Source organism: Cupriavidus pauculus, assembly GCF_008693385.1.
In the GTDB taxonomy this organism is placed as follows: Bacteria; Pseudomonadota; Gammaproteobacteria; order Burkholderiales; family Burkholderiaceae; genus Cupriavidus; species Cupriavidus pauculus_D.
Window position 1 is genome coordinate 2,839,216 of the sequence record NZ_CP044065.1, and the last position, 22,355, is coordinate 2,861,570.

Annotated in this window: 22 protein-coding genes and 1 tRNA gene; 13 read left to right on the plus strand and 10 right to left on the minus strand. The window is 66.4% G+C overall.

All coding sequences use genetic code 11. The features are described from left to right. Window positions 1-49 precede the first annotated feature (49 nt). The 4 genes from hprK to FOB72_RS13005 all read left to right on the plus strand — a co-directional run bounded on the left by hprK (window position 50) and on the right by FOB72_RS13005 (window position 3,163). Window positions 50-1,021, plus strand: a complete 972-nt coding sequence (gene hprK, locus FOB72_RS12990; protein ID WP_109582178.1) for an HPr(Ser) kinase/phosphatase — start codon at window positions 50-52, stop codon at window positions 1,019-1,021. 117 nt (window positions 1,022-1,138) lie between these two features. Next, complete coding sequence (locus FOB72_RS12995; protein WP_150372893.1) at window positions 1,139-1,462, plus strand: PsiF family protein; 324 nt, start codon at window positions 1,139-1,141, stop codon at window positions 1,460-1,462. Window positions 1,463-1,523: 61 nt separating this feature from the next. Further along, on the plus strand, window positions 1,524-2,420 hold the full coding sequence (rapZ, locus tag FOB72_RS13000) for an RNase adapter RapZ (RefSeq protein ID WP_150372894.1): 897 nt from the start codon (window positions 1,524-1,526) through the stop codon (window positions 2,418-2,420). Between the two features lie 68 nt (window positions 2,421-2,488). Then, window positions 2,489-3,163, plus strand: coding sequence for an LON peptidase substrate-binding domain-containing protein (locus FOB72_RS13005; protein WP_150372895.1), 675 nt, complete (start codon window positions 2,489-2,491; stop codon window positions 3,161-3,163). Between the two features lie 10 nt (window positions 3,164-3,173). Here the strand turns inward: FOB72_RS13005 and mutY are convergent, their stop codons facing one another. From mutY to mutM, 3 genes are all read right to left on the minus strand, one after another. Further along, window positions 3,174-4,331 carry an A/G-specific adenine glycosylase gene (gene mutY / locus FOB72_RS13010; RefSeq protein WP_150372896.1) on the minus strand — a complete coding sequence of 386 codons (1,158 nt, stop codon included), beginning with the start codon at window positions 4,329-4,331 and terminating at the stop codon, window positions 3,174-3,176. 68 nt (window positions 4,332-4,399) lie between these two features. Continuing rightward, the gene (locus FOB72_RS13015; protein WP_150372897.1) at window positions 4,400-6,346 is read right to left on the minus strand and encodes a dynamin family protein; all 1,947 of its coding nucleotides are present in this window, start codon (window positions 6,344-6,346) and stop codon (window positions 4,400-4,402) included. 336 nt (window positions 6,347-6,682) lie between these two features. Beyond that, window positions 6,683-7,549, minus strand: a complete 867-nt coding sequence (gene mutM / locus FOB72_RS13020) for a bifunctional DNA-formamidopyrimidine glycosylase/DNA-(apurinic or apyrimidinic site) lyase (protein WP_150372898.1) — start codon at window positions 7,547-7,549, stop codon at window positions 6,683-6,685. A gap of 354 nt (window positions 7,550-7,903) precedes the next feature. On the opposite strand from mutM, the gene FOB72_RS13025 reads away from it, so the two are divergent. The 8 genes from FOB72_RS13025 (at window position 7,904) to FOB72_RS13060 (ending at window position 14,753) form a co-directional block, all read left to right on the plus strand. Beyond that, window positions 7,904-9,790, plus strand: a complete 1,887-nt coding sequence (locus FOB72_RS13025; RefSeq protein WP_223851519.1) for a tetratricopeptide repeat protein — start codon at window positions 7,904-7,906, stop codon at window positions 9,788-9,790. A gap of 91 nt (window positions 9,791-9,881) precedes the next feature. Further along, on the plus strand, window positions 9,882-10,493 hold the full coding sequence (gene lolB / locus FOB72_RS13030) for a lipoprotein insertase outer membrane protein LolB (RefSeq protein ID WP_150372900.1): 612 nt from the start codon (window positions 9,882-9,884) through the stop codon (window positions 10,491-10,493). An 11-nt stretch (window positions 10,494-10,504) separates the two neighbouring features. Continuing rightward, window positions 10,505-11,395, plus strand: a complete 891-nt coding sequence (gene ispE, locus FOB72_RS13035; protein WP_150372901.1) for a 4-(cytidine 5'-diphospho)-2-C-methyl-D-erythritol kinase — start codon at window positions 10,505-10,507, stop codon at window positions 11,393-11,395. 61 nt (window positions 11,396-11,456) lie between these two features. Next, window positions 11,457-11,533 (plus strand) — tRNA-Gln (locus tag FOB72_RS13040). A gap of 103 nt (window positions 11,534-11,636) precedes the next feature. Continuing rightward, entirely contained in the window at window positions 11,637-12,590 is a 954-nt protein-coding gene (locus FOB72_RS13045; RefSeq protein WP_150372902.1) for a ribose-phosphate pyrophosphokinase, read from the plus strand. Between the two features lie 122 nt (window positions 12,591-12,712). Then, the gene (locus FOB72_RS13050) at window positions 12,713-13,330 is read left to right on the plus strand and encodes a 50S ribosomal protein L25/general stress protein Ctc (RefSeq protein ID WP_109582188.1); all 618 of its coding nucleotides are present in this window, start codon (window positions 12,713-12,715) and stop codon (window positions 13,328-13,330) included. A gap of 105 nt (window positions 13,331-13,435) precedes the next feature. After that, window positions 13,436-14,032, plus strand: coding sequence for an aminoacyl-tRNA hydrolase (gene pth, locus FOB72_RS13055; protein ID WP_150372903.1), 597 nt, complete (start codon window positions 13,436-13,438; stop codon window positions 14,030-14,032). Window positions 14,033-14,045: 13 nt separating this feature from the next. Further along, on the plus strand, window positions 14,046-14,753 hold the full coding sequence (locus FOB72_RS13060; RefSeq protein ID WP_150372904.1) for an SDR family oxidoreductase: 708 nt from the start codon (window positions 14,046-14,048) through the stop codon (window positions 14,751-14,753). A 98-nt stretch (window positions 14,754-14,851) separates the two neighbouring features. Here the strand turns inward: FOB72_RS13060 and FOB72_RS13065 are convergent, their stop codons facing one another. From FOB72_RS13065 to FOB72_RS13085, 5 genes are all read right to left on the minus strand, one after another. Further along, window positions 14,852-15,112, minus strand: a complete 261-nt coding sequence (locus FOB72_RS13065) for a YfhL family 4Fe-4S dicluster ferredoxin (protein ID WP_109582191.1) — start codon at window positions 15,110-15,112, stop codon at window positions 14,852-14,854. A 72-nt stretch (window positions 15,113-15,184) separates the two neighbouring features. Then, window positions 15,185-15,670: a pantetheine-phosphate adenylyltransferase gene (gene coaD / locus FOB72_RS13070; protein WP_150372905.1), complete on the minus strand. Its 486-nt coding sequence runs from the start codon at window positions 15,668-15,670 to the stop codon at window positions 15,185-15,187. Between the two features lie 82 nt (window positions 15,671-15,752). Then, window positions 15,753-16,280, minus strand: coding sequence for a 16S rRNA (guanine(966)-N(2))-methyltransferase RsmD (gene rsmD / locus FOB72_RS13075; RefSeq protein WP_411859833.1), 528 nt, complete (start codon window positions 16,278-16,280; stop codon window positions 15,753-15,755). Between the two features lie 215 nt (window positions 16,281-16,495). Then, window positions 16,496-17,851: a M16 family metallopeptidase gene (locus FOB72_RS13080; RefSeq protein WP_150372906.1), complete on the minus strand. Its 1,356-nt coding sequence runs from the start codon at window positions 17,849-17,851 to the stop codon at window positions 16,496-16,498. Window positions 17,852-17,901: 50 nt separating this feature from the next. Next, window positions 17,902-19,488, minus strand: coding sequence for a M16 family metallopeptidase (locus FOB72_RS13085; RefSeq protein WP_150372907.1), 1,587 nt, complete (start codon window positions 19,486-19,488; stop codon window positions 17,902-17,904). Between the two features lie 61 nt (window positions 19,489-19,549). Here FOB72_RS13085 and ftsY point away from each other — a divergent pair, with 61 nt between their 5' ends. Beyond that, window positions 19,550-20,827 (plus strand): signal recognition particle-docking protein FtsY, encoded by a 1,278-nt coding sequence (ftsY, locus tag FOB72_RS13090; protein ID WP_150372908.1) that lies wholly within the window; start codon window positions 19,550-19,552, stop codon window positions 20,825-20,827. A 29-nt stretch (window positions 20,828-20,856) separates the two neighbouring features. Here ftsY and maiA read toward each other — a convergent pair whose 3' ends face one another. Both maiA and FOB72_RS13100 read right to left on the minus strand, forming a co-directional pair. Beyond that, entirely contained in the window at window positions 20,857-21,501 is a 645-nt protein-coding gene (maiA, locus tag FOB72_RS13095; RefSeq protein ID WP_150373895.1) for a maleylacetoacetate isomerase, read from the minus strand. A gap of 6 nt (window positions 21,502-21,507) precedes the next feature. After that, window positions 21,508-22,209, minus strand: coding sequence for a fumarylacetoacetate hydrolase family protein (locus FOB72_RS13100; protein WP_150372909.1), 702 nt, complete (start codon window positions 22,207-22,209; stop codon window positions 21,508-21,510). Window positions 22,210-22,355: the final 146 nt, after the last annotated feature.

A 22,355-nucleotide genomic window follows, 5' to 3' on the forward strand; every position in this document is an offset into this window, starting at 1 on the left:
CGCCAGCCACGGTGCCTGCCCCCTCCCAACCACCGCCCCACGTAATCGCATGGAACTCACCGGCGTCACCTCGCAGTCGATCTTCGACGACAACGCAGCCGATATCAAACTCTCGTGGGTGGCCGGACTGGAAGGCGCCGACCGTGCGTTCGACGTCGAGTTCGCGCGCGAGGCCACATCGGCGGCGGACCTCGTGGGTCACTTGAACCTGATCCATCCGAACCGCATCCAGGTGCTCGGCAAACCCGAGATCCTGTACTACCAGCGGCTCGACGACGAGCCGCGCAAGCGCCAGATGGGCGAGCTGATCCTGCTCGAGCCGCCGTTCCTCGTCGTGGCCGATGGCATGGAGCCGCCGCCCGACCTGGAACTGCGCTGCACGCGCTCTTCGACGCCGCTGTTCACCACGCCCGTGTCGTCGGCCGCGGTCATCGATCATCTGCGCCTGTACCTGTCGCGCATTTCGGCGCCGCGCGTGACCATGCACGGCGTGTTCCTCGACATTCTCGGCATGGGCGTGCTGATCATGGGCGAATCGGGCCTCGGCAAGAGTGAACTCGGCCTCGAACTGATCTCGCGCGGCCATGGCCTCGTGGCCGACGATGCGGTGGACTTCGTGCGCTTGGGCCCCGATTTCGTGGAAGGCCGCTGCCCGCCGCTGCTGCAGAACCTGCTCGAGGTACGCGGACTGGGCCTCCTCGATATCAAGACGATCTTCGGGGAAACCGCGGTCCGGCGAAAAATGAAGATCAAGCTCGTGGTGCAGCTCGTGCGCCGGAACGACGGCGAATTCGAGCGCCTGCCGCTCGATTCGCAATACCTCGACGTGCTCGGGCTGCCGATCCACATGGTGAAGATCCAGGTGGCGGCCGGCCGAAACCTCGCCGTGCTGGTGGAAGCCGCCGTGCGCAACACGATCCTGCGCCTGCGAGGCATCGACACGCTGCGCGACTTCATGGACCGTCAGCGCGCGGCCATGCAGGCCGATGTCGTATCGCGCGGGCAGGGCCGGCTGCTCTGAACGTCGCGGACAGGCGCCGCGCGGTCAACCTCGCCGGCATGGCCCACGTTGTGTGCGTTGACGGGCATGAAAAGCCCGCATGTTTTCCTGTGGTTCCACCCCCAAGGAGAGAGAAGCATGAAAAAGCTGATCGCGATGTGCGTGCTGGTAACCCCGCTGATCGCCACGGGCGCGTTTGCCCAGGGCGCTTCCGCTCCCGCGGCGGCTGCTGGCAACAGCCAGCAGGACCGGATGAAGGCATGCAACACGCAGGCCACGGGCAAGAAAGGCGACGATCGCAAGAAATTCATGAGCGATTGCCTGTCGGGCAAGCCCACGGCCGCCGCCGAGCCCAAGACGCAGCAGGAAAAGATGTCCGCCTGCAGCAAGCAGGGCAAGGGCAAGAAGGGCGACGACTACAAGGCATTCATGAAAGATTGCCTCTCCAAACCCGCCGCTTGATGTCGAATGGCGGCGTCATGTCATGACGTCGCCATCACCCGGTGCTATCCTTGCGGGTGCCATGCGAATCATTCTCATCACCGGAATCTCCGGCTCCGGCAAGTCCGTTGCGCTGAACGTCCTCGAAGATGCGGGCTATTACTGCGTCGACAACCTGCCGGCGCAGTTCATCCCCGATCTCGCGAGTTATCTGTCCTCCCAGGGCTATACGCACCTCGGCGTGGCCACCGATATTCGCAGCCGCGAATCGCTCGCGCGCTTACCCGAGACCGTACGCGACCTCGGACGCGATCATCAGGTGCAGGTGCTGTTCCTGACCGCGAACACCGATGCGCTCGTCCAGCGCTACTCGGAATCGCGCCGACGCCATCCGCTCTCCGTCCGTACCGAGGCCACGCCGTTGCTCGAGCAGCAGGCCAGCGTGGAGCCGGTGTACAACGATCGCTCGCTGATCGAGGCCATCGAGATGGAGCGCGAGCTGCTGAGTCCGCTCTCGGATTCGGCCCATCGTATCGATACCAGCAACGTGCGCACGAACACGCTGCGCAGCTGGATCAAGGATCTCATCCGCGACAGCCATATGCAGCAGCTGACGCTGCTGTTCGAGTCGTTCGGCTTCAAGCACGGCGTGCCGAGCGATGCGGACATGGTGTTCGACGTGCGCTCGCTGCCGAACCCGTACTACGACCTCGCGCTGCGCCCGCTCACGGGCCGCGACGCGCCCGTGGTGGACTTCCTGCAGAGCCAGCCGCTGGTGCTCGCCATGGCGGAAGATATCCGCGCCTATGTGGAAAAGTGGCTGCCGAGTTTCATCGCGGACAACCGCAGCTATCTCACGGTTGCCATCGGTTGCACGGGCGGGCAACATCGCTCCGTGTTCATCGCGGAAAGACTTGCCAACTACTTCCGGGCACATGGTAATGTGCTGGTCAGACACCGCGAGCTGGCACCGGGCTGATCGGCGTTTTCCGATCGACATGGGTGGCTCCGCGCGGCGCGACACGGTCCGTGCACCCATGGCTATCCATGTCCACCCATCCGCCTTCTCCTCACCGTTCCGTCCCGACGGACGACGCTGACACCGCGCGCGTCATCCTCGACGAGCTGCCGCTGTTTCCCCTCCATACGGTGCTGTTCCCCGATGGCCGCCTGCCATTGCGCGTCTTCGAGAAGCGTTACGTGGACATGGTGCGTGGCTGCCTGCGCGACGGCAGCGCATTCGGCGTATGCCTGATCGCCAGCGGTCAGGAAGTGGCGCGTCCCGAAGATCCCACCGTGCCGGAGTCGGTCGGCTGCCTGGCCGAAATCGTCGATTGCAACATGGAGCAGCTGGGCGTGCTGCTGATCGAGGCACGCGGGCGCCAGCGCTTTCGCGTGCTGTCGCACGAGACGCGCGACGACGGCCTGCTCGTGGCGCGCGCGGAAGTGCTGCCCGACGACATCATCGACTGCAAGCTCGAACTGCTTGGCGAATGCCTGTCCGCCCTGCGGCGCATCGTCTCGTCGATCCACGCGGAGTCGCCCGACAACATGCCGTTCGCGGAGCCGTACCAGTGGGACGATCCCACCTGGGTCGCCAACCGGCTGTGCGAGCTGCTACCGGTTCCGCTCAAGGCCAAGCAGATGCTGATGGAACTGCCCGACGCGGGCATGCGTATCGAGATCGTGCACCGCTATATGCGGCAGCACCATATCGTCTGAATCGTCCAGGCTAGAACAGTCCGCCGCGCGCCTGGTCTTCGAGCAGGCGGCGCACCGGCGCCGGCGTCCCGAGTGCGTCGAGATCATCGAGCGACAGCCAGCGCCGCGCGGGATCCTCGACATGCGAGACCGCGTCGAGGTCCACGCGAATCGCGCGAATCAGCAACCGGAAATGCGTGAACACATGCGTGAGCTCGCCCGCGAGCATCGCGCGCGACGGCGTGCCGAATGCGCGGGCCTGCGCGAGCGCGGCATCCTCGGCCGCTTCGATATCGAACGGCACGGTGTCCACCGGCATCTCGGGCAGGCTCCACAATCCACCCCAGATACCGCTGTCGGGCCGCAGGCCCAGCAGCACGTCGCGGCCATGCCGCATGACGAGCATGACGGTGCTGCGCTCGGGAATCGCGGCACGCGGCTTGGGCGTCGGCAGCACGGCGGTCAGCCCGTCGCGGCGCGCGACGCAGTCGGCCGCGAGCGGGCATGCGTCGGCATTGGCGAGGCACGCGGGCTTGCCGCGCGAGCACACGGTCGCGCCGAGGTCCATCAGACCCTGCGTGTACGCGATCATGTCCTCGGCCTGGTTCGGGCCCGCCGGTGGCAGCGCCTGCCCGGCCAGTTGCCACATGCGCGTCTCGATCGCGCGTTCGCCCGGATAACCCTCGATGCCGAACACGCGCGCAAAGACGCGCTTGACGTTGCCATCGAGAATGGGCGAGCGCACGCCCGCGCTGAACGCGGCAATCGCCGCGGCGGTCGAGCGGCCGATGCCGGGCAGCGTCACCAGTACATCGGGGTCGGTCGGAAACACGCCGCCGTGCTCGTCCATCACGGCCTTGGCACAGCGGTGCAGATTACGGGCGCGCGAGTAGTAGCCGAGGCCCGCCCACAGCGCCATGACCTCGTCGGCCGGGGCGGCCGCGAGCGCGGCGACGGTCGGCAACTGGGTGACGAAGCGCTGGAAATACTCGATGACGGCCGCGACCTGCGTCTGCTGCAGCATGATCTCGGACAGCCAGATGCGATAGGCGTCGCGCGTGTTCTGCCACGGCAGGTCGTGGCGGCCGTGCCGGCGCTGCCAGTTCACGACGCGCATGCCGAAATCGGTCGGCACGGAGATCGGCGCTTGCGAGGAGGGGGATAAGGGAGACGCGGACTTGCGGGGCATGCGGCGAGACAGTGCGGCAGGGGTGAGGGAGACGAGGTGGGGGAGATATTACCCCACCCCCTCCCTCGTCAGGCCGCGCGCGCGCCCGCCTCGGCCGGCGTTTCGAGAATCGCCTTGGCGAACGCCTCGATGCGCCCGCTGCGTTCGTCGAGGCCGTTGAGCACTTCCTCGAGCTGCGAGATGCGGCTCTCGAGCGTGTCGGTAGCCTCGTGGATGCGCTCGATGGAATCGACGCGGCGGCGCAGCTGCTTCTGATGCTCGCGCACCTGCGCCTCCAGCGGCGTCATCACCGACTTCAGCCAGATCTCGATATCGCGGTTGAGATCGCGGAAGTTGTCGAGCACGCGGCTCGCCATCGTCGCAAACGCGTTCTGCACGAGCTGCGGCCGCGAGCGCGTGAGCATGTTCACGGCGCCGAAGTGGTTGTTGACCAGCTGCAGCGTTTCCTGCAGGTCCATCGCATAGCGCGACGTCACGAACTGGATGGGCGCGGGCAGCGTGAAGCCATGCTCGGCGTTGAAGCGTCGGTACATGCTATCGACGAGCTGATGCAGGCCGGCAATCTTCTGGTCGGCCTCCTTGATCAGCCCCGTCAGCTGATCGAACAGCGCCTCCATGTCCTCGCGCAGGCCGCGCGAGAAGAAGCGTTCCTTCATCTGTTCGCGCGCGTCGCGCATCGTGCGGCGCACGTCGCGCAGTTGCAGGGCCTTGATGATGTCGGCGCTATGGCGGCCGAACACGAGGCGCAGCGCCTGGAACTTGGTGATGCTCTGCTCGAACTCTTCCTTCTCGCCCTGCACGCGCAGCAGCATGTGCTTGACCATCGCGTGGTTCTTGCCGCGCAGGCCGCGCAACTCGAACAACTGCTCGACGATATCGCGGCGGCGGCTCTGCAGCAGTTGCTGCGCGCCGCGCGAGACGTCGTGCACGAGGCGCTGCACCTGATCGGACACGATATCGCGGCGCTGCGGAATCAGCTGGTCCGACAGCACGTGCTCGAACTGCGCGAGATTGCTGCGCGCGAGCAGCGGCTCGTCATGCGTGACCTTGGCGACGAGACCCTTCTGCGCGGACACCGGATAGACGCGGCGTTCCTCGATGCCGAGCACCTGCGCGGTCGTGCGGACCTGGCGCGAGATCTCCATCGCGATCTCGGGCGAGGACTTCAGCGGGTCCCACAGGCCGTCGATCTTGTTGAGCACCGCGAGGCAGCCGCGGCGATGGCCGGCGCCCACATGGCTGCGCCACAGCTCGAGGTCGCTCTTGGTCACGCCGGCATCGGCGGCCAGCACGAACACGACCACGTGCGCATCGGGAATCAGCCGCAGCGTCAGTTCGGGTTCGGTACCGATCGCGTTGAGACCCGGCGTGTCGAGAATGACAAGGCCCTGGCGCAGCAGCGGATGCGGGAAGTTGATCACCGCGTGGCGCCAGCGCGAAATCTCGACCATGCCGTCCGCATCGACGGACCAGGCGGCATCGGGGTCGTTCTCGTGATACAGGCCCAGCGACTCCGCGACGGCCGGCGTCACGCGCGTGGTTTCCACCACGTGCTGGAACGCCGCAAGCATCCCCTCGGGCGAGGATGGGTCGAGCGGTACCGTGGTCCAGTGGGAGCCGCCAGCGGCGCCAGGCTCCATGAAATCGGCGGTGGAGGCTTCCTGCAGGCGCGTCTCGATCGGCAGCAGCCGGATGCTGGGCGCCTCGGCTTCGTCATAGCGCAGCTCGGTCGGACACATGGTGGTCCGGCCGGCCGACGACGGGAGAATGCGGCGGCCATAGTCGGCGAAGAAGATCGCGTTGATCAGCTCGCTCTTGCCGCGCGAAAACTCGGCGATGAACGCGACCTTGAGCCTGTCGCTCTTGAGCACGTTCTGGATGCGCTGGACGCGATCGTCGGCGGTGGCATCGTACAGGTCGTACTGCTGCAACCACGACTGGAATTCCGCTAGTGACTGGAGTACCCCCGTTCTCCAGGCGCCATACTGTTCGAATTGATGGGCAAGGCTTGTCATGGAGTGTTCGGCTGCGTTTGCTGTTTTGGGCTAGGTGTTATGGCACTGCGCGCACAAACGACGCCGACTTCGGGTGGCCCGTTGACCCTGCGGACCCGAGGCAGGCGCCTCTCGGTCAGACCCTTCCGATTTGATGGATCCGACGCTTTTTTGTAACTTTTTTTATCTGGGCACACGATACATGTTTCCGGCGCGATTTTGTGGAATTCGCGCCCCTCGATGGCTCCAAATTACGCGAGTGTTGCGCCGAGCCATCGGCCATGTCCGAGCGCCGTCCCCGCCCTGTGAAACGCGCGTGAACTGCAACAACAGGAAGCGTGCCGGAAGGCCGTCCGGCTACCGCTGGCAGTGGGGGCAGTAGAAGGTCGAGCGCTGGCCCTGAACGATCTGACGGATCGGCGTGCCGCATACGCGGCATGGCTCGCCGGTCCGGTCGTAGACAAGGCAGTCCAGCTGGAAGTAGCCCGTGTTGCCGTCGCTGCCTACGAAATCCCGCAGCGTGCTGCCGCCGCGGGCGATGGCCTCGGCCAGCGTCTCGCGTACGGCCACGGCCAGCCTGTCGTACCGCTCCCGGCTGATACGCCCGGCCGGCGTGGTCGGACGAATACCGGCCCGAAACAGGCTTTCCGATGCATATATGTTGCCGACGCCGACGACGATGTCGCCGGCCAGCAGCACGGTCTTGATGGCGGCCGAGCGGCCGCGCGTATGGCGGTGGAACCAGCCGCCGTCGAATCGCGCGTCGAACGGCTCGACACCGAGGTTGGCGAGCAGCGGATGGCTCGGCAGTTCGGACTCCGGCAGCGGGCTCCAGAGGATTGCACCAAACCGGCGCGGATCGCGAAAGCGCAGCACGATATCGCCACCCTCGCCCGTCGGCCCCGCAAGCACGAGGTCGAGGTGGTCGTGGGGTCCCGGCGCGGGCGCCTGCGGCCACACGCGCAGCGTGCCGGTCATGCCGAGGTGTACCAGCAGCCAGCCCGGCTCGGCCGCGCTCCCTTCCGCCGGCAGGCATTCGAGCAGCAGGTACTTGCCCCGGCGCTCGATGCGCGCGATCACGCGTCCGGCGAGCAATGCCTCCAGTTCCGGATCCACGGGCCAGCGCAGGCCGCGATGGCGCACCGTCACCTCCACGATGCGCCGTCCGACCACATGCGGCAGCAATCCACGGCGCGTGACTTCGACTTCCGGTAACTCGGGCATCGCGAAAAACCTCTGAAAAACCTTTTGTTGTGGAAACTGGTACAGAACCTCTTGCCCGCCGCGACGCTCCAAGTCGCAGGCCCCCGGTTTCCGATGTGCGTGCTGTCAGACGCAACGCCGCACCGCTGGCAAGCAGGGCATTGTAGCGGCAGGCTACAATGCCTCTCATCCATTCCTGACGCCGCGTGCGCCGGAGCATAGTTTGTCCCGTTCGCCGATTTGTCCCGTTCGTCCCCAAAATAGGCCATGCGCCCGGAATTCATCCCGATGATCACCACCGCCAACATCGGCGAGCCGCGTTCGCGCGCTCGCCGCATCGCCCGCGTTGCCCGCATTGCCGCCCATACGCCCCATATGCCAGTTCTGCGCCATGCCCGCGCGCTGGCCGCGGCCGCGCTCCTGGCGTTCGGATCGCTCGCGTCGCTCACGGTACCGGCACCGGCATTCGCGGCACCCCCCGCGTCGCCCGCTTCCACGTTCGCCCCGGCGGCCCCCCTGCCCGGCCTGCTCGCCCAGTCCGACGACGATGCGGAGCTCGCCCCGCCCTCGTCCGTCGCGCCGGCATCGCGCGCCCCGCGGACCCCGCTGCCCAACGTCACGCTGACGCCGGACATCATGTACCGCGTGCTCGCGGCGGAAATCTCGCTGCAGCGTGGTCTCGTCGGCACCGCCTATCGCACGTACCTGGACCTCGCGCGCTCGACGCGCGACCCCCGCCTGGCGCAACGCGCGACGGAAATCGCATTCAATGCGCGCATCTCGCAGCAGGCGCTCGACGCCTCGCGGCTGTGGGTCGAGCTCGCGCCGAAGTCGGCGGCGGCCCGTCAGGTGCTGTCGACGCTGCTGGTGCTCAACGGACGCTGGGAGGAAGCCGAGCCGCTGCTGGCGCAGCAGCTCGCGGCGGCACCCTCGGCGCATCGCGCCGAAGCGATCCTGCAGCTTCAGCAACAGTTATCGCGGACGAGCGACCCCGCCGGCGCGGTGGCCGTGCTCCAGCGCCTGACCGCGAACGACACAAAGCTGCCCGAGACGCATTTCGCGCTCGCGCGGGCCAAGGAAGCCGCGGGCGATTCGGCCGGCGCGCTGAAGGAACTCGACGAGACGCTGCGCCTGAAGCCGGACTTCGAGGCCGCGGCGCTGGCGGTCGCGGAAATGCGAGCCGAGCAGTCGCCGGACGAGGCGATCGCGGGGCTGAAGAAATTCCTCGCCAAGTCGCCGTCGTCGGTCAACGGGCATATCACGCTCGCGCGCCTGTATCTGCAGAAGAACGACATGGACGCCGCGCGCGACCAGTTCCAGGCGCTGCGCAAGGTCGCACCGAACGATCCGCGCGTGCCGCTCGCGCTCGGGCTGACCAGCCTGCAGGCGCGCAGCTATGACGACGCCGAGCGCTATCTGAAGGAATACCTGCAGATGGCCGAGAAGTCGCCGGCCGCGAACCCGGACGTCGCGTTCCAGTACCTCGCGCAGATCGCCGAGGAAAAGAAGGACTACAACGGCGCGATCCAGTGGCTCGACCGCATCGACGACGGCCGCCTCGCACCGGCCGCGCAGGCCAAGCGCGCGCAGTTGCTCGGCCGTCTCGGCAAGCTCGACGACGCGCAGGCCGTGTTCGGCGAGATGATGGCGGAGTCCGAGGACATTCCCGATCCGGCGCAACGCGCGCAGCGCATGGGCGCGATCCGTCAGGCCGAGGTGTCGATGCTGATCGACAGCAAGGCCTACGACCGCGCGCGCAAGGTGCTGACCGAACGCGTCAAGGCGGAACCCGACAACGCGGACTGGCTGTATGAACTCGCCATGCTCGACGAACGCGAGAAGCGCTACGACAGCATGGAGGTCGCCCTGCGCAAGGTCATCTCGATGCAGCCCGACCAGAAGCAGGGCTACAACGCGCTCGGCTATTCGCTGGCGGACCGCAACGAGCGGCTGCCCGAAGCGCGCAAGCTGCTCGAACGCGCGACCGAACTCGGCCCCGACGATCCGTACATCATGGATAGCCTCGGCTGGGTCAAGTTCCGCCAGGGCGAACTCCAGCCCGCCGCGGATCTGCTGCGCAATGCCTACGCGAAAGCGCCCGAGGCGGAAATCGGCGCGCACCTGGGCGAGGTGCTGTGGCAGCTCGGCCAGCAGGACGAAGCACGCAAGACCTGGAACGAGGCCGCGAAGATCGAGCCCGAGAACCAGACGCTGATCGATACGCTGCGCCGCTACAATCAGAACCTGCTGCTGTCCAAGTAATCCCGTGCGGCACGCCCGGCGCCCCAGGTGCCGGGCGTGCCGCAGTCATTCCGGCGCGCACGCTGGCGCTACCGACCCCTTATCATCCGAGATGCTCCGTTCCCGACGCCTGGCCCTGCTCTGCGTGGCCGCCCCGCTCTGGCTCGCCGCCTGCGCGAGCGTGACTCCGACCCGCACCTTCGATGCCGGCGAGACGGCCCGCACGGAAAACTATTCCGGGCGCTTTGCCGCGAACTACGTGCGCTATGGCCGCAACGAAGGCGTGCAGGGCAGCTTCCGGTGGCAGGAACAGGGCCGCAACGTGCGGCTCGATCTCGTCTCGCCGCTCGGCCAGACGCTGGCCGTGATCACATCGACGCCGTCGGGCGCGACGCTGGACCTGCCCAACGAGGCGCCGCGCAACGCGCCCGAGGTCGATAGCCTGATGGAGCAATCGCTCGGATTCGCGCTGCCCGTGTCGGGCCTGCGCGACTGGATCCACGGCCGCCCCGCCGCGGGCGCGCCCGCGAATGCCACGCGCGACACCAAGGGCCGCCTCGATACGCTGACGCAGAACGGCTGGACCGTGCGCTACGTCGATTGGCAGGAGCCGCCCGAGGGCACCGCCGTGACCACCGCGCGGCCGCGCCGCATCGACCTCGCGCGCGACACCGGCGAATCGCCGCTGACCGTGCGCCTCGTCATCGATCCGGCCGCACAATAATTCATTCCCGCATGACCGCGACTCACACCTCTTCCGCAACGCTGCCGCCGCCGGACCTGCGCGACTGCGCGGCGCCGGCCAAGCTCAATCTGTTCCTGCACGTGACGGGCCGCCGCGCCGATGGCTATCACCTGCTGCAAACGGTCTTTCAGCTGATCGACTGGAACGACACGCTGCATTTCCACCGGCGCGAGGATGGCCTCGTCGCGCGCACGACCGAGATCGCGGGCGTGCCCGCCGACACGGACCTCGTGGTGCGCGCGGCGCGCGCGTTGCAGGCCGCAACGGGGACCCCGTTCGGCGTCGATATCGCTGTCGACAAGCACCTGCCGATGGGGGGCGGCATCGGGGGCGGTTCGTCCGATGCGGCCACCACGCTGCTCGCGCTGAATCATCTGTGGGGACTGGGCCTGACGCGCGAGCGCCTGATGGAGATCGGCCTCGCGCTCGGTGCCGATGTGCCGGTGTTCGTATTCGGCCGGAACGCGTTTGCGGAAGGCATCGGCGAGGCGCTGACCGCGGTCGATTTACCCGAGAGCTGGTTCGTCGTGATTCACCCTCGCGAGCATGTCCCGACCGCTGCAATTTTTTCGGATCAGCGCTTGACAAGGAATTCTCCTATCTCCATAATTGCGGACTTCGCTGCTCACACAAACAAGTTTGCTTTCGGTCGCAACGATCTGGAAGCGGTGGCGACAGCGAAGTTCGGCGAGGTTGCCCGAGCCCTTGCATGGCTGAGACAATACAGTCCGCATGCGAGGATGACCGGATCCGGAGCCTGCGTGTTTGCCCGTTTCGACGATGAGCAGACAGCGCAGCAGGTGCTGGATCGGTTGCCGTCCGAGTGGGATGGCAGATGTGCGAAGAGTTTGTCGCAACATCCGCTCGCAGCTTTCGCATAGCAAGTTTTCGTCTGGCGTGACGTGGTAGTAGAGCGTGACGACAGGTGATGAAAGGTTGTGTAGGGGAGTCGCCAAGTTGGTCAAGGCACCGGATTTTGATTCCGGCATTCGAAGGTTCGAATCCTTCTTCCCCTGCCATTACTTCCTATAGTGTCCCCATGGACCGCAAGTCAGCTGACGTAGCCGCCGCCCCCGGCGGCCGCCAGCAACAACTCCCCCAGCAGCAAGACAGGTGCCCCGAATGAGCAGCGAAGGCTTGATGGTATTTACCGGCAATGCCAACCCCAAACTCGCGGAGGCTGTCGTACAGCACCTCGGCATTCCGCTCGGGAAGGCGCTTGTGGGCCGTTTCTCCGACGGTGAAGTCCAGGTCGAAATCCAGGAAAACGTTCGCGGCAAGCACGTCATCGTGCTGCAGTCCACCTGCGCGCCGACCAACGACAACCTGATGGAGCTGATGGTGATGGTCGATGCGCTGAAGCGCGCGTCGGCACGCAGCATCACCGCCGCGATGCCCTACTTCGGCTATGCGCGCCAGGATCGCCGTCCGCGTTCCGCGCGTGTCGCCATCTCGGCCAAGGTCGTGGCCAACATGCTCGAGGTTGCCGGTGTCGAACGCGTGCTGACGATGGACCTGCACGCGGACCAGATCCAGGGCTTCTTCGACATCCCCGTTGACAACATCTATGCATCGCCGGTGCTGCTGGGCGACCTGCGCGAGAAGAACTACGGCGATCTGCTCGTGGTCTCGCCGGACGTCGGCGGCGTGGTCCGCGCGCGTGCACTGGCCAAGCAACTGAACTGCGATCTCGCGATCATCGACAAGCGTCGTCCCAAGGCCAACGTGGCCGAGGTGATGAACATCATCGGTGAAGTCGATGGCCGCAACTGCGTGATCATGGACGACATGATCGACACCGGCGGCACGCTCTGCAAGGCGGCCCAGGTGCTGAAGGAACGTGGCGCGCAGAAGGTGTTCGCCTACTGCACGCACCCGGTGCTGTCGGGTGGCGCGGCCGCCCGTATCGCGGCGTCCGAACTCGACGAAGTGGTGGTCTGCGACACGATCCCCCTCAGCGACGAGGCGCTCAGCTCGGGCAAGATCCGTCAGGTGTCCACGGCACCGCTGCTGGCCGAGACGTTCACCCGCATCATCAAGGGCGACTCGATCATGTCGCTCTTCGCGGATTCCTGATAAGATCGCGGGCTTTACTGGTTTTTATGCATTGGGGACCGGATTTCGGTCCCCAATGTGCTTCCCAAGGCTGTCTGGTCGCGGACAGCCTTATTCACATCTGGAACATTTGGAGTTAGACAATGAAAGTTATCGCTTTCGAGCGTAGCGTACAGGGAACGGGTGCGAGCCGCCGCCTGCGCAACGCCGGCAAGACCCCCGGCATCATCTACGGCGGCGCCGCCGAACCGAAGATGGTCGAACTGGATCACAACGCGCTGTGGCACGCCCTGAAGAAGGAAGCGTTCCACTCGTCGATCCTGGACCTGGAAGTGGCAGGCAAGTCCGAGAAGGCCCTGCTGCGCGCATTCCAGCTGCACCCGTTCAAGCCGCTGGTGCTGCACGTCGATTTCCAGCGCGTGTCGGCAACCGACAAGATCCACGTGAAGGTGCCCCTGCACTTCATGAACCAGGAAACCGCTCCTGGCGTGAAGCTGGGCCACGGCATCATCAACCACATCCTGAACGACCTGGAAGTGTCGTGCCTGCCGGCCGACCTGCCCGAGTTCATCGAAGTGGACCTGGCCAACGTGGAACTGAACCAGACCGTTCACCTGTCGGACATCAAGCTGCCGAAGGGCGTGACCGTGATCACCCACGGCGACGAAAACCCGGCTGTCGCCACGATCTCGCTGCCGGCTGGCGGCGTGTCGGAAGCGGCCGAGGGCGATGCTGCCGCAGGCGAAACGCCGGCTGCCTGAGCTCCCGCTTTGCACCAGAAAAACCGCCGGCTTGCCGGCGGTTTTTTTTCGTGCCCGGTTTCACGTATGCTTTGAGGCCGCACGACACACCCACCGACATTTCGCATGATCAAGCTCATCGTGGGCCTCGGGAACCCCGGGGCCGAATACGAAGCCACGCGCCATAACGCGGGCTTCTGGCTCGTCGATCAGCTCGCCCGCATGGGCGGCACCACGCTGCGCGTGGAAGGCCGCTTCCATGGCCTGGCCGGCCGCGCGCGGCTGTGGGACCAGGATATCTGGCTGCTCAAGCCCTCGACGTTCATGAACCGCTCGGGACTCTCGGTCGTCTCGCTCGCGCGCTTCTACAAGATCCTGCCGGACGAGATCCTGGTCGCGCACGACGAGATGGACCTGCCGCCCGGCTCGGTCAAGCTCAAGCGCGGCGGCGGCTCCGGCGGCCACAACGGCCTGAAGGACATTGCCGCGCATCTGACCACGCAGGACTACTGGCGCCTGCGCCTCGGCGTGGGCCATCCGCGCAATCTGCCCGGCGGTGCCGCGGGCGGCCGCGAGGACGTCGTCAACTTCGTGCTCAAGCCGCCGCGCAAGGAAGAGCAGCAGGCGATCGACGAAGCGATCGATCGCGCCATGGACCCGCTCGGCCTGCTCGCGCGCGGCGAGTCGGAACGCGCGATGATGGCGCTCCATACCAACCGCTAACGGGGGAATTCGCATGACGGCAACACAGAAGGTAGCGATCGTGACGGCCGCGGGCAGCGGCATGGGCGCGGCGGCCGCGCGACGGCTTGCCGCGGACGGTTATCACGTCGGCATCCTGTCGTCGTCGGGCAAAGGCGAGGCGCTCGCCGCGGAGCTCGGCGGACTCGGCATCACGGGCTCGAACCAGTCCAGCGACGATCTGCAGCGCCTCGTCGACGCGGTACTCGCGCGCTGGGGCCGCATCGATACGCTGGTCAACAGCGCCGGCCACGGTCCGCGCGGCCCCATCCTCGATATCTCGGACGAGGACTGGCATCGCGGCATGGACACCTACCTGCTCAACGTCATTCGCCCCACGCGGCTGGTGACGCCCGTGATGCAGCGTCAGCAGGGTGGCACGATCATCAATATCTCCTCGGCCTGGGCGTTCGAGCCGAGCGAGATGTTCCCGACCTCGGCCGTGTTCCGCGCGGGCCTGGCGGCCTTCACGAAGATCTTCGTGGACACGCACGCGAAGGACAACATCCGCATGAACAACGTGCTGCCGGGCTGGATCGACAGCCTGCCGGCCACCGAGCAGCGCCGCGACAGCGTGCCGCTCAAGCGTTACGGCACCAGCGAGGAGATTGCCGCGACGATCGCGTTCCTCGCGTCCGATGGCGCGGCCTATATCACCGGCCAGAACCTGCGCGTGGATGGCGGGCTGACGCGTTCGGTCTAAGCGCCGCCTGAAGAAAAAAACCCCGCTCGGCATGCGCCGCGCGGGGTTTTTGCTTTGGGACGGGGATATCGTTATATCCGGTGCCGAATCGAAGGCCTTCAGGCCACATGCTTGGCTGCCGTCAGCAGCCGGTAGCGTTGCATCAGCACCTCGTGCGTCTCGACCCGGTTCGGGTCCTTCGGGATGCATGCGACGGGGCAAACCTGCTGGCATTGCGGCTCGTCGAAATGCCCCACGCATTCGGTGCATTTGTTGGGGTCGATCTGGTAGATCTCCGGCCCCATCGAAATCGCTTCGTTCGGGCACTCGGGTTCACAAACGTCGCAATTGATGCAGTCGTCGGTGATCAGTAGCGCCATGGTGTTTCCTTCCGGCAATCCGCGCGCGCCCGACTGGCCGCTTCCTCACGAATCGCAGGCTCCATTCTATTCCTATTCGGCCTTGCCGATTTTCTCCTTGAGCCACCGCTCGACGGACGGGAACACGAACTTGCTCACGTCGCCGCCCAGCACGGCGATCTCGCGCACGAACGTGCCAGAGATGAACTGGTACTGATCGGACGGCGTCAGGAACATCGTCTCGACGTCGGGCAGCAGATAGCGGTTCATGCCGGCCATCTGGAACTCGTATTCGAAGTCGGACACCGCGCGCAGGCCGCGCACGATCACGCGCGCATTGTTCTTGCGAACGAAGTCCTTGAGCAGGCCGGAGAAGCCCTCGACGCGAACGTTCGGGTAATGGTTCAGTACCTCGCGCGCGATGCCGATCCGTTCCTCGAGCGAGAAGAACGGACGCTTGTTGGGGCTGTGCGCGACACCGACCACGAGCTCGTCGAAGATGTTCGACGCACGGCGGACCAGATCCTCGTGCCCCCGGGTCATGGGATCGAACGTACCGGGGTAAACCGCGATGACCATACTTCCTCCTTGGGGAGACCGCTCTAAAGAAACAACAGCGGCGTAGTGTAACGCCAAAATCCTTGATGACAAGGTCCCCGGTCTACGCGGTCTGTCCGGGCTGGCGATGTTGCAGCAGATGGAAATGGACCGCGCCCGCGCGCGCCTGACGCACGATCTCCAGCGCCGCGGGAACCGGCGCGTCGGGGCCGATCAGCGCGCGATCGGTCTCCACATAGACGGCGCCGCCGGGCCGGGTGAGCCGGGCCGCATGTTCGAGCGCGGGCCCGAGCCAGTCTTCGGCGAACGGCGGATCCAGGAAGATCACGTCGAAGCTGGCGGCCGGCATCTGCGCGGCCACCGCGAACGCGTCGCCCTGCACCACTTTCACGCCCGCCGCGTCGAAGCGGTACTGGTTGTCGCGCAACTGGCGCGCCACGCGCGGATTGGTTTCCACGAGCGTGACCGCGGCCGCGCCGCGCGAGGCGGCTTCGAAGCCGAGCGCGCCAGAGCCCGCGAACAGGTCCAGGCAATGCCAGCCGGTCAGATCCTGACCCAGCCAGTTGAACAGCGTCTCGCGGACGCGATCGGGCGTGGGCCGGAGCCCTTCGGCCTCGAGCACGGGCAGCAGCGAACGCTTCCAGCGGCCGCCGATGATGCGGACCTGGGCTGGCGTCTGGCGGGGACGGGGTGAGGCGGTGCGCCCGCGCGGCGCTTTCGCGACAGGCGGGCGGGAGGGAGGTTCGGAGGTGGTGGAAGCGCCGGATGCGCCATCCGCACCACCCCGGGTCTGGGATGCGTTACGCGAAGTCATGACAGGATTGTAGAGCCTGTCGGCCAATCCTTTTACTTGCCCGCCGACGGATTCCCTTCCGGACCGCCCACGACCACGGTGGCAAGCCCTTCGGGATGCACATGGCGCTGGAATGCCGTGCGCACCTGGTCGCGCGTGACCTTGGCGATCTGCGCGGTCCACGTATCGAGGTAATCGAGCGGCAGACCGTACCAGCCGATATTGGCCACGTTGGTCAGCAGCTTGCGGTTGCTGTCGATGCGCAGCGGGAAGCCGTTGACGAGGTTGTCCTTGGCCGCGCGCAGTTCGGCATCGGTCGGGCCCTCGGCCACGAACTTCGCCACCACCTGGCGCACGAGCGCGAGCGCCTCGTTGGTGTTCTCCTTCTTGGTCTGCAGCGTGATGCCGAACGGGCCCGGCTGCTTGGCCGGCGCGAAGTAGCTGTCCACGCCATAGGTCAGGCCGCGCTTTTCCCGCACCTCGTCGGTCAGCCGCGAGCTGAAGCCGCCGCCGCCGAGCACGTAGTTGCCGACGAGCAGCGCGAAGTAGTCGGGATCGCCGCGCGCGATCGACGGCGCGCCGATGGCCACGCTCGCCTGCTGCGCCGGATGCGGAATACGCTGCTCGCTGGCCGCGATCTTCATCTGCACGTCGGGCAGCTTCGGCGCGGCGACGCCGGCGGGCAACCCGCGCGTGAGATCCTCGGCGATCGCCTCCGCCTGCTTGCGGTCGATCGCGCCGATCAGCGTGACCACGGCGCGGCTGGCGCTGTAGTTGTCGCGCCAGAACTTCACGATATCGTCGCGCGTGATGGACTCCACCGACGCGGGCGTGGCCGTCACGCCGTACGGATGGTTCACGTAGATCGTCTTCGACAGCGTCTTGTCGGCGATCGTGCCGGGCCGCGTGTCCGCCTCGCGGATCGCCGCGACCAGCCGCGCCTTCTCGCGCGTGATCACCGCATCGGGGTACGTCGGCGCCTTGATCAGCTGGCTCGCCAGCTTGATCGACTGGTCGCGCTCGGGCTCGGCCGTCAGCGTACGCAGCCCCACGCCGCTGCGGTCGCCGCCCGCGGAGCCGCCGAAGTCGGCGCCCGTATCGGCAAACGCGTCCGCGATCTGCGCTTCGTTGCGGGCCGGCTGGCCGTCCTGCGCGCCCGCGCCCTTGTCGAGCAGCGCCGCGGTCAGCGTGGCCAGGCCCGCCTTGCCGGGTGGATCGTAACGGCTGCCCGCATCGAAATCGACATTGACGTCGAGCATCGGAATCGACGGACTCGGCACGAAGAACACCTTCGCCCCCGTCGACGCGGTCCAGTTCTCGATGGGAATCGCGGCGTGCGCAAACGACGCGGCCGCCATCATTGCTACACCGAGCGCCGCGCGGGCAAGTTGACGCGAATATCGGGACATCACAGTTCCTTAAAGACCCGTTCCGTAAAAAAGGGAGGCTATTGCCGCGCTCAGTGGCGCAGGCCTTCTGCCGCCGGCGAAGGCTTCGGCTTGTTGGGGTCGATCGGCTGCGGCAGCAGCGTCGCCACGGTAAGGTTGTCGTCGCTGAAGTATTTCGCGGCCACGGCCTGCACCTGTGCCGGCGTGACGGCCTTGATCTTGTCCAGCATGCGGTCGATCTGCTGCCACGGAATGCCCGCGATCTCGGCCACGCCGATCTCCATGCCCTGACCGAAGACCGAGTCGCGCTTGTAGATCTGCCCCGCGATGACCTGGGCCTTCACGCGCTTGAGTTCTTCCTCCGACACGCCATCGCGCGCGATGCGCTGGACCTCTTCGCGCAACGCCTTCTCGATTTCCTCGGTCGTATGGCCGTCGGCCGGAATGCCGTCGAGCACGAAGATCGATTCGCCGCGGTTGATGCTGTCGTAGCCGACGTTCACATCGTCGGCCAGCCGTTTCTCGCGCACGAGCTCGCGGTTGAGCCGCGCGTTGTCGTAGCCATCGAGCACGGCGGAGAGCACCTCGAGCGCGTACGGATCGACGTCCTTCTCCACGTCATGCAGGCGCGGCACCTTGTAGGCGAGGACGATGTACGGGTTCTGCGCGGGCGCCTTGACCCAGATGCGCTTGATACCCTGCTGCGCCGCCTCCAGCTGCGTCTTGCGCAGCGGCAGCGCGCGCGGCTTGATCTTGCCGTAGTAGCGCTCCGCGAGCTTGCGCACCTCGTCGGTCTTCACGTCGCCGGCCACCACGAGCAGCGCGTTGTTCGGCACGTACCATTCGCGGTACCAGGCCTGCACGTCCTCCACGCGCATGTTCACGAGGTCGTCCATCCAGCCGATGACGGGGTGGCGATACGGCATGGCCGTGTACACGGTGGCGAGCAATTGCTCGTAGACCTTGCCGCGCGGCGAGTCGTCGGTACGCAGGCGGCGCTCTTCCATGACCACCTTCATCTCGCGCTCGAACTCATCCTTCTTGAAGATGACGTTCGTCATGCGGTCGGCCTCGAGCTCCATCATCTTCGGCAGGTACTGCTTGCCGATCTGCTGGTAATAGAGCGTGAAGTCGCGGTTGGTCATCGCGTTCTCGCGGCCGCCGAGCAGCGCGATCTGGCGCGAGAACTCGCCGATGGGTACCTTGGGCGTGCCCTTGAACATCATGTGCTCGAGCATGTGGGCCACGCCCGTGGTGCCGCTGAGCTCGTCCATGCCGCCCGTGCGATACCAGATCTGGTGGACGACGGTCGGCGCGCGATGGTCTTCCTTGACGATCACGCGCATGCCGTTGGACAGCGTGAATTCGGAGGTGCCCGCCTCCGAGGACTGGCCGATCGCGGCCGCGGTGCGGGCGCCCGAGGGCGGTGCCTGCGGCGCGGGCGCGTTGACCGCCTGCAAGGGTTCCGCCGCCTGGACGAACGCCGGACTGGCAAAGGCCAGGGCGATCAGGGTCGGAACGACGCGCCGCGAAAGCTTTCGGCGCAGGGTGTCGGCGTTGTTGCCGGTGCGGCCGATGGAAGGGCGGCCGACAGAAGGGACCTCGGCGGAAGACTCGGCGGCGGAAGGCTCGGCGGAAAAGACAGCGCAATGGTTCATGCGACCCCGTCTGCTAAAATTTTGGCGATTGATTCTACCGGGTATTGTGACCCCTTTCCCAATGTTTAGTTTCTGGAAGAAGCGCAAGGCCGAACCGGCTCCTGCGCCCGCCGAGCCGCCGGTCGCAGCCCCCGTCGCCCCGCCCCCCACCCTCGCACCCGCGCCGACGCCCGCGCCGGCCGTCCCACCCACGCCTGCGCCCACGCCTGCGCCCGCGCCGATCCCGGCTCCGGTGCCCGTGCCTGTTCCGACACCGACCCCGATCCCGACGCCCGCCCCGGTGCCTGCGCCAGTGCCTGCGCCAGTGCCTGCGCCAGTGCCGGTTCCCGTGCCCGTCCCGGCCCAGGTGCCGCCCCCTCCCCCGGCGCCAGTCGCCATGGTGGCTCCCGCCGCTGTGGAGGAACTCGAACTCACGCCGCCCCCGGCCCCCACCGCCGAAGCCAAGCGCGGCTGGATGACGCGGCTGCGCGCGGGCCTCTCCAAGACCAGCCGCAATATCGGCACGCTGTTCGTCGGCGTGAAGGTCGACGAGGCACTGTTCGAGGAACTGGAAACCGCGCTGCTGATGGCCGATGCGGGGGTCGAGGCCACCGAATACCTGCTGGGCGAGCTGCGCCGCCGCGTGAAGAGCGAGCGCATCGAAACGGCCGAGGGCGTCAAGGCCGCGCTGCGCGCGCTGTTGATCGACCTGCTGCGTCCGCTCGAGAAATCGATGGCGCTCGGCCGCGAGCAGCCGCTCGTGATGATGATCGCGGGCGTGAACGGCGCCGGCAAGACCACGAGCATCGGCAAGCTCTGCAAGCACTTCCAGAACTACGGACAGTCCGTGCTGCTGGCCGCCGGCGATACGTTCCGCGCCGCCGCGCGCGAGCAGCTGACGATCTGGGGCGAGCGCAACAACGTGATGGTGGTGGCGCAGGAAAGCGGCGACCCGGCCGCCGTGATCTTCGACGCGGTGAACGCAGCCCGCGCGCGCGGCATCGATATCGTCATGGCCGATACCGCGGGCCGGCTGCCGACGCAGCTGCACCTGATGGAAGAGCTCAAGAAGGTCAAGCGCGTGATCGGCAAGGCGATGCCCTCGGCCCCGCACGAGGTGCTGCTCGTGATCGACGCCAACACCGGGCAGAACGCGCTCGCGCAGACGCGCGCGTTCGACGACGCGCTCGGCCTGACCGGCCTCATCGTGACCAAGCTCGACGGGACCGCCAAGGGCGGCATCCTCGCCGCCATCGCGCGCCAGCGTCCGGTGCCGGTCTATTTCATCGGTGTCGGAGAAAAGGTCGAGGACCTGCAGCCGTTCAGGGCCGACGAATTCGCGGACGCTTTGCTAGGTTAAAAAAATCCCCGGAGAACCCGGGGATTTTTTTACTCGCTGTCCGGCTGCGCGCCGGGCGCGGCGTTGCGAAACGCCTCGAGTTCGAGGCACGCCTCGTTGATCCGCGAGATCAGCGGATAGCGCCTCATGTCCACCTTCAGCCGATTCGCGTTGAACACCTGCGGCACCAGGCACAGGTCGATCAGCGTCGGCGTATCGCCATACGCGAACTTCCCCACATGGCCGACGCGTTCGAGATTGACCTCGAGCGCGGCAAAGCCCTGCTCCACCCAGTGGCGATACCAGGTATCCCTCGCCTCGTCGCCGACGCCCAGTTCGTTCTTGAGGTACTTGAGCACCCGCAGGTTGTTGAGCGGGTGGATCTCGCACGCGATCTCCTGCGCGAGGCCCCGCACGATCGCACGCTCGAGCGGATTGCCCGGCAGCAGCGGCGGATGCGGGTGCGTTTCGTCGAGGTACTCGATGATCGCCATCGACTGGATCAGCGGCTGCTGATCCACCATCAGCGTCGGCACCACGGCATCGGCATTGATCGCGCGGTAGTCGGCCTTCAGCTGCTGGCCGCCTTCCCTGAGCAGGTGGATCGGCGCGTAGTCGTAGGGCAGGCCCTTCAACGCGAGCGCGATCCGTACCCGGAACGAAGCTGAACTGCGAAAGTAGCTGTACAGCTTCATCATGCGTCAGGCGACCTTGACCGTCAGGTCGCCCACGCCTTCGACGTGGCAGGTCATGACGTCGCCCTTGACGATCGGGCCCACACCTTCCGGCGTGCCGCTATAGATCAGGTCGCCCGGCTGCAGCTCGAACAGCTTCGACAGGTACGACACCATTTCCGGCACGGACCAGATCAGGTCCGACAGATCGCCGCGCTGCTTCTCGACGCCGTTCACCGCGAGCGTGACCGCACCCTTTTCCGGATGGCCGATCGCCGAGACCGGAACGATCGGGCCGATCGGCGCCGACTTGTCGAACGCCTTGCCCGTTTCCCAGGGTCGGCCCGTCTTCTTCGACTCGTTCTGCAGGTCGCGGCGGGTCATGTCGAGGCCCACCGCATAACCGAACACGTGGCTCGCGGCCTGCTCGACCGGAATGTCCTTGCCGCCCTTGCCGATGGCCACCACGAGTTCGATCTCGTAATGGACGTTGCTGGAGCCCGGCGGATACGGGAACGTGCCTTCGCTGTTGTCCGCCACATAGCTCACCGCGTCGGACGGCTTGCAGAAGAAGAACGGCGGCTCGCGATCGGGGTCCGAACCCATCTCGCGCGCATGCGCCGCATAGTTGCGGCCCACGCAGTACACACGACGCACGGGAAAGCTTGCGCTGCTGCCTCGCACGGGAACGCCAACGGGGGCTTGCGGGGCGAATACGAACTCGGTCATCCAACTATCTCCAGACTCTGGTCTTTTGGGTTGCAATGCGGGCTGCAATGCGGATAAGCGAACTACCTCGGGTCGCGCGACATGCACGAGCCCGCGCGGCAGTGCAAGAGCATACACCCGGTGCCGCGCCGAAACATGTCTATCGT